The following is a 10,942-nucleotide window of genomic DNA, read 5'->3' on the forward strand; positions in this document are numbered from 1 at the left end:
CTTCCTGATGGGGGCTGGGCTCGCCGGAAACCTCGACCGTTCCTGCCGGCTCGACGCTCGGGCTCTGCGCTGTCGACGCACTCGTCACCCGGCGATCGTAGGCTGCCAGGGTGTCCTGTGGCGCCCGTCGTCCCTGATACCGGTATCCGCTGTCAATGAAGGAGACGATGTCGTGGGTGAAATGTCCGAAGCTGGACGCCTGATCCTGCTCGGCGCCCCGCTCGGCAACCCCGCCGACGCCTCGGTCCGGTTCCGCGAGGTGCTGGCGAGCGCCGACGTGGTGGCCGCCGAGGACACCCGCCGCCTCACCCGGCTGGCCCGCGACCTCGACATCACCGTCGGAGGCCGCATCGTCTCCTACTTCGAGGGCAACGAGGAACGGCGTACACCCGAACTCGTCGAGGTCATCCTCGGTGGGTACGCGGTGGCGCTGGTGACCGACGGCGGCATGCCGAGCGTCTCCGACCCGGGATATCGACTGGTCCGGGCCGCGCTGGACGCTGGCGCGCCGGTCACCGTCGCCCCCGGGCCCAGCGCGGTGACCACCGCCCTCGCCGTCTCCGGGCTGCCCTGCGACCGGTTCTGCTTCGAGGGGTTCCTCCCCCGGGCCGGCGGCGCCCGCCGGTCCCGCCTGCGCGCGCTCGCCGCCGAGGAGCGCACCCTCGTCTTCTTCGAGGCGCCGCACCGGATCGGCGCGGCGCTCACCGACCTGGCCGACACGTTCGGCGCGGACCGGCCGGCCGCGCTCTGCCGGGAGCTGACCAAGACGTACGAGGAGGTCCTCCGTCGTCCGCTCGGTGAGCTGGCCCGCTGGGCCGCGGAGACCGAGCCGCGCGGGGAGATCACCCTGGTGGTGGCCGGCGCGCCGGTGACCGCCGCGGAACGCCCCGACGACGAGACCCTGCGCGCCGCGGTCGCCGAGCGGGAGGCCGCCGGACGGTCCCGCCGGGACGCCATCACCGATGTCGCCACCGAGTACGCCCTACGCCGCCGCGAGGTCTACACGATCGTGCACAGCTGACCCGCCGCCGCGCTCACCAGGCGGCGGCCAGGAAGCCGAGGGTGATCAGCGTCGGGCCGGCGAGCGCAGCGGCCACCGCCCACCGGCGGTGTCGCCGGCCGGGCAGCCGGGCCGACCCGGTCCACCGGACGATGCCGGCGGCGCAGCCGAGCACCACCACCAACCCGGGCAGCCAGCGCAGGTGCCGGCTCGCGCCGGTGTCGGCGTACGCGGTGCTGCCGGCCGGTCCGGTCATCCGGGCCCGGTGCGCGGTCCCGGGAGCGCCACCCCCGGCGGGTACGCCGCTGACGCGTACGCCGTGCGCCAGGAACCGTCCCCCGTCCGCCGTGAAGATCCCCCGGCAACGCTGGGTGAGCCCACCGCCGGCACAGGAGTCGATCACCACGGTGCCGTCGCGCGCGTGCCCGACGGCGAGCCAGAACGGTCCCGCGCTGACCCAGGCGAAGAAGGCGGTGACCAGGCTCAACAGCACCAGCACGGTCAATCCGACCAGTGGGTCGGGCGGTACGGCCGTCCGTGCGGTGGCGCGACGACCCGTCGCCGGGGTGCGGGGCCCGGGAGCGGGGTCCTCGCGGACCGGGGTGCCGTCCCAGTGCACCTCCTCGATCGGCGCCCAGAAGGCGCCGCCGTCGTCCGGCGGCTCCGTCCCGTCGGAGCGGTACGCGTCCCGGCCGCGGCTCTGCTGACGGACCGGCACCCGGCGCGGCACCGCGTCCACCGGCGCCCCGGTGGTCGGCTCCACCTCGGCCGTCGCCGCCTGACCCGGTTCGACAGCGGCGGGTGTCGCGCTCCCGGCCGCCGCCGTCTCGGCGGACGAGCCGGCCGGTGGCCGCTCGGCGGATGAGCCGGCCGGTGGCCGCTCTGCGGATGAGCCGGCCGGTGGCCGCTCGGCGGCCGGGCCCGGCGGGTGCGGCCGGGCCGGGCTGGGCGTGGGCGCCGTCGGGCTGGGGCGCGCCGGGGTCGGCGTCGGCGGCCGGGGGGTGGGGCTCGGCCGTGACCCGGCACCGGCGCGTGGCGCGGGACTCGGCGCGGCGCCCGGCTGTGGCACCGGGCTCGGCGCGGGGTCCTGACGGTGGTCGGCGGCCGGGTCGGCGGCGGGCACCGGGCGGGGTTGGGGCGCGACCGCGCCGCCCCGGGACGCCTCGGACGCCCTGCCGGGCTCGTCGTCGGCCGTCGGCCCAATGGGACGCTCGTCATGGTCCCGAGCCGCTCGTCTGCCAGTCACGAGGTTCATTGCACACCGGCAGTGGGGGCCGAACGGGCAGCTGGACCGCGTGTCGGCGACAAATCGGACCAAAGGCCGAGGGGCTCAGCCCGGTCCGTCGACCCGTCACCCCCTATTGGTTCGCGGGCCCGCCGGACGGGTCACTAGGCTTGCTGCTCATGAGTCACGTTCTCGCGGCAGTGGCCTGGCCGTACGCCAACGGCCCCCGCCACATCGGCCACGTCTCCGGTTTCGGCGTTCCCTCCGACGTCTTCGCCCGGTACATGCGGATGGCCGGCCACGACGTGCTCATGGTCTCCGGCACCGACGAGCACGGCACCCCCATCCAGGTGCAGGCCGACGCCGACGGAGTCACCCCGCGCGAACTGGCCGACCGGTACAACAGGGTGATCGTGGAGGACCTGCACGGCCTCGGCCTCTCCTACGACCTGTTCACCCGCACCACCACCCGCAACCACTACGCCGTGGTGCAGGAGTTGTTCGAGGGGATGTACCGCAACGGCTACATCGTGCCCAAGACGACCATGGGCGCGATCTCGCCGTCCACCGGGCGCACCCTGCCCGACCGGTACATCGAGGGCACCTGCCCGATCTGCGGCTACGACAGCGCCCGCGGCGACCAGTGCGACAACTGCGGCAACCAGCTCGACCCGATCGACCTGATCGACCCGAAGTCGCGGATCAACGGCGAGACCCCGAAGTTCGTCGAGACCGAGCACTTCTTCCTGGACCTGCCCGCCCTGGCCGACGTGCTGCGGCAGTGGCTGGACACCCGCCAGGGGTGGCGGCCCAACGTGCTGCGGTTCTCCCGCAACCTGCTCGACGACCTCCAGCCCCGGGCGATCACCCGCGACCTGGAGTGGGGTGTGCCGATCCCGCTCGACGACTGGCGCGACCGCCCCGACAAGCGGATCTACGTCTGGTTCGACGCGGTGATCGGCTACCTGTCGGCCTCGATCGAGTGGGCCCGCCGCTCCGGCGACCCGGAGGCGTGGCGGAAGTGGTGGTCCGCCGACGGCCAGGGGAAGGACTCCCAGTCCTACTACTTCATGGGCAAGGACAACATCGTCTTCCACTCGGTGATCTGGCCGGCGCTGCTCTCCGGCTACTCCGGTGCGGGCTCCCGCGACGGTGAGCCGGGCGAGCTGGGCCGGCTGAACCTGCCCACCGAGGTGGTCTCCAGCGAGTACCTGACCATGGAGGGGCGCAAGTTCTCCTCGTCCCGCAAGGTGGTCATCTACGTCCGGGACTTCCTGGAGCGCTACGACGCCGACGCGCTGCGCTACTTCATCGCCGCCGCCGGCCCGGAGAGTAACGACACCGACTTCACCTGGGCGGAGTTCCTGCGCCGCAACAACGACGAGCTGGTCGCCGGCTGGGGCAACCTGGTCAACCGGTGCGTCTCGATGGCGGCGAAGAACTTCGGGGCCATCCCGCCGGTCGACCCGGCCGGGCTCACGGAGGCCGACGAGGCGCTGCTCGCCGTCGCCCGGACCGGCTTCGACACGGTCGGTGACCTGATTGGCCGGCACCGGCAGAAGCAGGCCATCGGTGAGGCCATGCGGGTGGTCGCCGAGGCGAACAAGTACCTCTCCGAGCAGGCGCCGTGGAAGCTCAAGGCCGAGGCCGACAAGCCCCGCCAGGGCACCATCCTGCACGTCGCCCTCCAGGTGGTCAGCGACGCCAACACGCTGCTCACCCCGTTCCTGCCGCACTCCGCGCAGAAGGTGTACGAGCTGCTCGGCGGCACCGACGTACACGCGCCGATGCCCGTCATCGAGCAGGTCGACGACCTGGACGGGGGTCCGTCGTACCCGGTGCTCACCGGGGACTACACGGTGGGCGCGCGCTGGGAGTCGGTGCCGATCGAGACCGGCCGGCCGCTGACCGCGCCGACGCCGGTGTTCCGCAAGCTCGACCCGTCGATCGTCGACGAGGAACTGGCCCGCCTGGTCGGCTGAGCGTTTGGCGGCACGCGGCGGCACGTCCGGCCGCCGCGTGTCGTCAGAGCGCGTACCGGGTGTCCATGACCTGGTCCTCGGTGACCTCGACGCCCGGCGCCCAGGTCTCGTAGACGCCCCGGTCGTGGCACTGCGCGCCGGTGTTGACCACTGCCTCCGGGTCGGGGTGGCGCAGCCGTAACCGCAGCCAGCCGGCCTCCTCGCGCAGCACCAGGCACGGCACGCCCCGCCAGGTGGCGAACCGGAGCCGGCGGGCCACCGCCTCCACCGGGTAGCGGGCCGCCCGGGTCATCGCCAGCACCCGGAAACCTCCGGGCAGGTCGGCCACCGCCTCGTACTCCGTGTCGCCGTAGCGGCCGACGAGCTGGGTGGAGCGCGGGGCGTCGCCGGTCGGCACGAACTCCTGGTCGGGGGAGAGGCCCGGGACCGCGGCCAGCAGGTGCCGCCACTGCGGGCCGACCATCCGCAACCACGCGCGCTGCTCGGCCTGGTAGCTGTAGAGCACCACCTCCATCCCCTCGGCGGTGTACGCCAGCAGCGTCGCGTTCGCCGGCATCGGCAGGTCGGCGAAGTCCCGGGTCACGAACTCCGGGATGAGCTGGCCGTTGCTCGGCGCGAAACCGGTGCCCAGCACCGAGGGGCCCACCCGGTCCCGGGAGCTGAGCGCGGTCAGGCCCCGGTGCGCCTCGCCCACCGGCACGTCGTAGTCGCCCGGGTCGGCCGCCCGCCAGCGCAGCGCGTACGCCACGTCCGATCCGTCCCGCCCGACGTCCCCGTCGGTGCGCAGCACGGCGGTCGTCGCCGGCGTGCGCAGGTGCGCCACGTCGTGCTCCCGATAGCAGAAGCCGTGCGGCAGCCAGCCCCGCACGTACCCGGCGAGCTGCCGTGCGGAGAGCATCTTCACCATCCGGGTTCCGCGCCGCACCACCGCCGAGGCGCGCACCGCGGCCACCACCGGGTCACCCGCCGCGGACGGCTGCTGGCTGAGCTGGTGTACGTGCGACCAACCGTGCTCCCGGTGCGCCGGCAGCATCAGCGGCGTCTCCGGCTCCTCGGCCGCCTCGACTGCGCCGTGCACCGCGTTCACCTCGGTGACGTGCACGAACCGATGCCACGGCAGGGCGCTGCCCGGTCGGGGCGCCCGTTCGAAGCCGGCCACCTCCTCGGCGCTGAACAGCTCGTACGCGGCGCCCCGGGCGATCTCCTCGGCGGGGTACACGTCCCCGCCGAACGCCACCCGCAGGCCGATCCGCTCGCCGGCCGCGTCGCTCGCGTGAGGTGTGACCGTCATTGCCGCGACGGTAGAGTCGCGCGGCGTAGTCGAGGTGAACGCCGGGTGGCGGGCGGATGGACGACGCCGGTGTGTGATGCTGTCGCTGATGAGCGAGCCGACTGAAACCCGCCGCGAGCGTGCCGCCCGGCGGGCCGGAGAGTTCCCGCCCGCCCCCGAGCCGCTGCCCCGGCCGGTGCTGGACAGCCACACCCACCTGGACATCACCGTCAGTGAGGCCGGCGTACCGGGCGGCGGGCCGTCCGACGACCCGGTCGCCACGGCGATCACGGTGGCCGCCAAGGTGGGCGTGGACCGGCTGGTCCAGGTGGGCGTGGACGTCGCGTCCTCGCGCTGGGGCGCGGACATCGCCGACCGGCATCGGGCCGTGCTGGCCACCGTGGCGCTGCACCCCAACGAGGCGCCCCGGCTGGCGGACCTCGACGAGGCGCTGCGGGAGATCGAGTCGTTGGCCGCCCGCGACCGGGTCCGGGGGATCGGCGAGACCGGGATGGACTTCTTCCGCACCGGCGACGAGGGGCGGGCCGCGCAGGAGGAGAGCTTCCGGGCGCACATCGCCATCGCCAAGCGGTACGGCAAGACGCTCGTCATCCACGACCGGGACGCCCACGCGGACGTGCTGCGAATTCTCGACGACGCGGGCGCACCGGAGACGGTGGTGCTGCACTGCTTCTCCGGCGACGCCGAGTTCGCCCGCGAGTGTGTGCGCCGGGGCTACCTGCTCAGCTTCGCCGGCACCGTCACCTTCGGCAGCGCCACCGCCCTGCGCGAGGCCGCCGCGCTCACACCGCTGGACCAGATCCTGGTGGAGACCGACGCCCCCTACCTCACCCCGACGCCGCACCGGGGCCGGCCGAACGCGTCGTACCTGATCCCGCTGACCGTCCGCGCCCTCGCCGCGACCACCGGCAGCGACCTGGACGAGCTGTGCACGGCCATCTCCGCCAACGGCGACCGGGCCTTCGGCCCGTGGTGAGCCTGCTCGGCCCGGCGGAGATCCGGGAACTCGCCAGCCGGCTCGGCGTCGCGCCCACCAAGAAGCTGGGCCAGAACTTCGTGCACGACCCGAACACCGTCCGGCGGATCGTCACCGCCGCCGGCCTGACGCCCGACGATGTGGCGCTGGAGGTCGGCCCCGGCCTCGGCTCGCTCACCCTGGGACTGCTGCCGGTCGCCGGGCATGTGCACGCCGTGGAGATCGATCCCACGCTCGCGGTCGCGCTACCGGAGACCGCCGCGCGGCACGCCGGAGCGGACGCCGACCGACTCACCGTGCACCGCGCCGACGCGCTGCGCGTCACCGCCGCCGAGCTGGGCGGTCCGCCGCCGACGGCGCTGGTCGCGAACCTGCCGTACAACGTCGCCGTGCCCGTGGTGCTGCACCTGCTCGCCGAGCTGCCCAGCCTGCGGCACGGTCTGGTGATGGTGCAGAAGGAGGTCGCCGACCGGCTCGTCGCCGGTCCCGGCTCCAAGGTGTACGGCATCCCGTCGGTCAAGCTCGCCTGGTACGCCGACGCCCGCAGCGCCGGGCGGGTGCCGCCGAACGTGTTCTGGCCGGTCCCCAACGTCGACTCCGGTCTGGTCGCCTTCACCTGTCACGAGCCGCCCCGACCCGACGTACCCCGGAAGCGGGTCTTCGCCGTGGTGGACGCGGCGTTCGCGCAACGCCGCAAGACCCTGCGCGCGGCGCTCGCCGGCTGGGCCGGCGGCCCGGACCGGGCCGTGGCCGCCCTCACCGCCGCCGGCGTCGACCCGGGCGCCCGCGGCGAGTCGCTGACCGTGGAGCAGTTCGCGGCCATCGCCGCGTCGGCTCCGGCCGGTACGCCGGCCGCGAAGTAGGCTGGCGCCGTGCCCGCCCAGGACGCCGAGGAGCTGATCGTGGCCAAGCCGTTCGACATCCGCCTGCGCGTGCGGGACCTCGCCCCGTGACCGAGGCCTGGCGACCGGACGACGAGGACGAGCGGCGCGGGGCCATCGGCCCGGTACGGGTGCGGGTGCCCGCGAAGGTCAACCTGCACCTCGGGGTGGGGCCGCTGCGCCGCGACGGTTACCACGAGCTGAACACCGTCTACCACGCGATCTCCATCTACGACGAGCTGACCGCCCGCCGGGGCGACACCCTCGCCCTCACGATGGAGGGCGAGGGCACCGGTGAGCTTGCCCTGGACGACTCCAACCTGGTGATCCGGGCGGCACACGCCCTGGCCGGGTACGCCGGTGTCCTGCCGCACGCCCGTCTGCACCTGCGCAAGCAGATCCCCCTCGCCGGTGGGCTGGCCGGTGGCAGCGCCGACGCGGCCGCCGCGCTGGTGGCCTGCGACACGCTCTGGGGCACCGGGTTGTCCCGCGACGAGCTGGCCGGGATCGCCGCCGACCTCGGCTCGGACGTGCCGTTTCTCGTCTACGGGGGCACCGCGCTGGGCACCGGACGCGGCGAGGCGGTCAGCCCGGTACTGGTCCGGCCGACGTCCTGGCACTGGGTGGTGGCGATCGCCGACGGCGGTCTGTCCACGCCGGCCGCGTACCGTGAGCTGGACCGGCTGCGCGATTCCGGCACCGCCAGCACGCCGCTGGGCAGCACCGACGCCCTGCTCGGCGCGCTGCGCCAGCGCGACCCCCGGGTTCTCGCCCGTACGCTCGGCAACGACCTCCAGGACGCGGCGCTCGCGATGCGCCCCGCCCTGACCGACACCCTGAAGGCCGGCGAGGCTGCCGGCGCGCTCACCGGCATCGTCTCCGGCTCGGGCCCCACCTGCGTCTTCCTCGCCACCGACGCCGCCGACGCCGAACGGATCGCCGCCGAGCTGACCAGCGCCGGCGTGTGCCGGGAGGCGCGGGTCGCACACGGCCCGGTGGCGGGCGCGCGCGTCGTCTGACGGTGCTCCCCGGCCGGCGCGGCCGGCCGGGACGTCCGCGTACCCTTGGGTCAGGCGTCCCGAGGTGCCCGCCGGCACCCGGACGCCTTGATCTTGAAGGGTGGAACGTGGCCAACATCGTCAATCTGGACCGGGTGTCCAAGGGGTACGGCGCCGCCGGGCGGCTGCTCACGGACGTCTCGCTCGGCCTGGACGACGCCGACCGGATCGGTGTGGTCGGCCTCAACGGCGCCGGCAAGTCCACCCTGCTGCGGCTCCTCACCAAGCAGGAGGACCCCGACGACGGTCGGGTCACCCACCGTCGCGACCTGCGCGTGCTCTGGCTGCCGCAGCAGCTCACCCTCGCCCCCGAGGCCACCGTCCGGGACGTGGTGCTCGGCACCGCCTGGCTGGGCGAGGGCATGGGCGCCGAGCACGAGTGGGCCGGCGACGCCGGTGTCCGCAACATCCTGGACGGCCTCGGCATGCCGCACCTCGGCCTCGACCAGCCGGTCGGCCCGATGTCCGGTGGCGAACGGCGGCGGGTGGCGCTCGCCGCGCTGCTCGTGCGCGACTCGGACCTGCTGATCCTCGACGAGCCCACCAACCACCTCGACGTCGGCGGTGTCGACTGGCTGGCCCGGCACCTGGTCGGCCGCAAGGGCGCCCTCGTCGTGGTCACCCACGACCGGTGGTTCCTGGACGCAGTCTGCACCACCACCTGGGAGGTCGCCGACCAGACCGTCCGCGCATACGAGGGTGGCTTCGCCGCCTGGACCCTCGCCCGCGTGGAGCGGGAACGCGTCGCCGCCGCCGTGGAGGCCCGCCGGCAGAACCTGCTCCGTAAGGAGATCGCCTGGCTGCGGCGTGGCCCACCCGCCCGCACCTCCAAGCCGCAGTTCCGCATCGACGCGGCCAACGCGCTGATCGCCGACGTGCCGCCGGCCCGCGACACCATGTCGTTGCAGCGCATGGCCGTCTCCCGCCTCGGAAAGCAGGTGTACGAGCTCACGGACGTCGAGCTGCACGCCGGCCCGAAGGAGATTCTGCGTGACGCCACCTGGCTGATCGGCCCCGGTGACCGGATCGCCATCCTCGGCGCCAACGGCGCCGGTAAGACCACGCTGCTGCGAATGCTCGCCGGCATCACCCGGCCCGACGGCGGCCGCCTCACCACCGGCTCCACTGTCCGCCCGGCGTTCCTGTCCCAGGAACTCGTCGAGCTGCCCGGCCACCTGCGGGTGCTCGAAGCCGTCGAGGAGGTCGCCCGGCGCGTGCAGCTCGGCGACCGTGAGGTCTCCGCCGCACAGCTCGCCGAGGTCTTCGGCTTCGACGACCGCCGGCTCTGGACGCCCGTCAGCGACCTCTCCGGCGGTGAGCGTCGCCGTCTGCAGATGCTGCGGCTGCTCGCCGGCGAGCCCAACGTGCTGCTCTTCGACGAGCCGACGAACGACCTGGACACCGACACCCTGGCCGCGCTCGAAGACCTGCTCGACTCGTGGCCGGGCACGATCATCGTGGCCAGCCACGACCGCTACCTGATCGAACGCGTCACCGACACCGCGTACGGGATGTTCGGCGACGGCCGGCTGGTGCACCTGCCCGGTGGCGTCGACGAGTACCTCGCCCGGACCGCCGAGCGGGCCGGCTCCACCCGGGCGGGCGGCACCCCGACCGCCGCGCCCACCGGCCCGGCCACGAGCGGCATGTCCGCCGCCGAGGTACGCCAGGGCCGCAAGGAGCTCACCCGCCTCGAACGGCAACTCGGCAAGCTCGACCAGCGCGAGGTGACCCTGCTCGGCCAACTCGCCGCCGACGCCACCGACTACGCCCGGGTCGCCGAGCTGGACACCCAGCTCAAGGACCTGCGCGCCGAACGGGAACGGATCGAGGAGAGCTGGATGACGTTGGCCGAGGAGTTGCCCGAGGGCTGACCTGCCCCGGGCACGCCGGCGCGGGGGCCGTGTGCGGCGTCACACCGGCACATGCGGGACAATCATCGGCGACACCTCACCCCACGGCGTTGGAGACCCAGACATGGCGCACACCCCCATCAACCACCCCGCGCGGCCGATCTACCGGGCGATCGGCGGGCTGACCGGTCTGTACCTGGTGGTCTTCGGTGTGCTCGGCATCATCGCGAGCGCCGGCAACGAGGTCCTCGCGCAGGATGACACCCGAGTCCTCGGTCAGGGCACCAACCTCGGCTTCTCGCTGCTCAGCGTGCTGCTCGGGCTCGTCGTCCTGGTCGGCGCCGCGCTCGGCCGCAACATCGACGTGGCGGTCAACCAGTGGCTCGCGTACGCCCTGATGGTGATCGGCCTCGGCGGTCTCGCGTTCATCCGTACCGACGCCAACCTCTTCAACTTCAGCGTCGTCACGGTGATGGTGCTGCTGTCGGCCTCCCTGGTGCTGCTCATGGCCGGCATGTACGGCAAGGTCGGCACGGACGAGGAGGCGGAGGCGTTCCAGAAGGCTCGGCTCGTTCTCTGAGGCTTTCTGCTCGCTTTCGTGGTTGCGGCCGTGGGTTTTCGCCGGAGCCCGAGCTGCTCCGGGCGGTCAGGCTTGATCCCTGCGCAGCTCGGGCTC

At 73.7% G+C, this 10,942-nt stretch carries 9 protein-coding genes; 7 read left to right on the top strand and 2 right to left on the bottom strand.

The window, feature by feature from the left end; translation table 11 throughout:
- Positions 1–172 precede the first annotated feature (172 nt).
- Positions 173–1,021, top strand: a complete 849-nt coding sequence (gene rsmI / locus AB0J36_RS03075) for a 16S rRNA (cytidine(1402)-2'-O)-methyltransferase (RefSeq protein ID WP_357124531.1) — start codon at positions 173–175, stop codon at positions 1,019–1,021.
- Between the two features lie 13 nt (positions 1,022–1,034).
- Here rsmI and AB0J36_RS03080 read toward each other — a convergent pair whose 3' ends face one another.
- Positions 1,035–2,246, bottom strand: coding sequence for a hypothetical protein (locus tag AB0J36_RS03080; protein WP_357396398.1), 1,212 nt, complete (start codon positions 2,244–2,246; stop codon positions 1,035–1,037).
- A 158-nt stretch (positions 2,247–2,404) separates the two neighbouring features.
- Between AB0J36_RS03080 and metG the strand changes: the two genes are divergently transcribed.
- A complete protein-coding gene (metG, locus tag AB0J36_RS03085) occupies positions 2,405–4,207 on the top strand; it encodes a methionine--tRNA ligase (protein WP_357124537.1) in 1,803 nt (600 codons plus the stop codon).
- 43 nt (positions 4,208–4,250) lie between these two features.
- Here metG and AB0J36_RS03090 read toward each other — a convergent pair whose 3' ends face one another.
- Entirely contained in the window at positions 4,251–5,498 is a 1,248-nt protein-coding gene (locus tag AB0J36_RS03090; protein ID WP_357124540.1) for a hypothetical protein, read from the bottom strand.
- Positions 5,499–5,574: 76 nt separating this feature from the next.
- Between AB0J36_RS03090 and AB0J36_RS03095 the strand changes: the two genes are divergently transcribed.
- From AB0J36_RS03095 to AB0J36_RS03115, 5 genes are all read left to right on the top strand, one after another.
- Complete coding sequence (locus AB0J36_RS03095; RefSeq protein WP_357396394.1) at positions 5,575–6,474, top strand: TatD family hydrolase; 900 nt, start codon at positions 5,575–5,577, stop codon at positions 6,472–6,474.
- Complete coding sequence (gene rsmA, locus AB0J36_RS03100; protein WP_363660071.1) at positions 6,468–7,337, top strand: 16S rRNA (adenine(1518)-N(6)/adenine(1519)-N(6))-dimethyltransferase RsmA; 870 nt, start codon at positions 6,468–6,470, stop codon at positions 7,335–7,337. Before AB0J36_RS03095 ends, rsmA begins: the two co-directional genes overlap by 7 nt.
- 86 nt (positions 7,338–7,423) lie before the next feature.
- The gene (locus AB0J36_RS03105; protein ID WP_357396388.1) at positions 7,424–8,374 is read left to right on the top strand and encodes a 4-(cytidine 5'-diphospho)-2-C-methyl-D-erythritol kinase; all 951 of its coding nucleotides are present in this window, start codon (positions 7,424–7,426) and stop codon (positions 8,372–8,374) included.
- Positions 8,375–8,481: 107 nt separating this feature from the next.
- Entirely contained in the window at positions 8,482–10,287 is a 1,806-nt protein-coding gene (locus tag AB0J36_RS03110) for an ABC-F family ATP-binding cassette domain-containing protein (RefSeq protein WP_357124553.1), read from the top strand.
- Between the two features lie 103 nt (positions 10,288–10,390).
- On the top strand, positions 10,391–10,846 hold the full coding sequence (locus AB0J36_RS03115; RefSeq protein WP_357124556.1) for a DUF4383 domain-containing protein: 456 nt from the start codon (positions 10,391–10,393) through the stop codon (positions 10,844–10,846).
- Positions 10,847–10,942 lie beyond the last annotated feature (96 nt).

Source organism: Micromonospora sp. NPDC049662 (assembly GCF_040675055.1).
In the GTDB taxonomy this organism is placed as follows: domain Bacteria; phylum Actinomycetota; class Actinomycetes; order Mycobacteriales; family Micromonosporaceae; genus Micromonospora.